Raw genomic sequence first — 694 nt, forward strand, 5'->3', positions numbered from 1 at the left:
GGTCACCCCTCGCCGCAGGACTGCGACGCGGCCCAGGACATGCTCGGCGACTCCATCTCGGTCTACCTCGACGCCGGGCCGACGCCGGCCGCCGTGCCGTCCTCCATCGTGGACGTGACCGGCAAGGTGCCGGTGCTGCTGCGCGCGGGCGCCCTCAGCGCTGACCAACTGCGCGAGGTCGTGCCCGATCTTGAGGTGGCCAATTGACGTCCCCCCACGGGCGTGGCATAGCGGACGGTGACCTCTTCCGCGACGGTGGCCAGGGCCACGGCGCGGGCGCCTTTCGCATCCTCCACGTCAGCACCGGCAACGTGTGCCGCTCGCCCATCACCGAGCGGCTGAACCGGCACGCCCTGGCGCACCGGCTCGGCGACCCGTACATCGGTGGCCTCGTCGTGGAGAGCGCGGGCACCTGGGGTCACGAGGGCGCGCCGATGGAGGCGCACGCCGCCACCGTGCTGGCCGACTTCGGCGCGGACCCGGACGGCTTCCTCGGCCGCGAACTCCTCGACGAGCACGTCATCCGCGCCGACCTGGTCCTGACCGCCACCCGCGACCACCGGGCCCAGGTCATCTCCATGGGGCACTCGGCCGGCCTGCGCACCTTCACGCTCAAGGAGTTCACCCGGCTGGTGCGGGCCATAGACCCCGCGACGCTGCCCGACCCCGAGCAGGCCGGCGGCGTGGTCGAGCG

2 protein-coding genes are annotated in these 694 nt (G+C 73.3%); both read left to right on the top strand.

Going from position 1 to position 694, the window contains the following annotated elements; all coding sequences use genetic code 11:
- A partial coding sequence (locus KUM32_RS42115) for an L-threonylcarbamoyladenylate synthase (RefSeq protein ID WP_217146877.1) occupies positions 1 to 207 on the top strand: 207 nt, incomplete at its 5' end.
- Positions 204 to 694: protein-tyrosine-phosphatase (locus tag KUM32_RS42120; protein ID WP_254406820.1), on the top strand; the 491-nt coding region annotated here is incomplete at its 3' end. The genes KUM32_RS42115 and KUM32_RS42120, both read left to right, overlap by 4 nt.

The sequence above is a fragment of the Streptomyces sp. AC627_RSS907 genome (genome assembly GCF_019049165.1).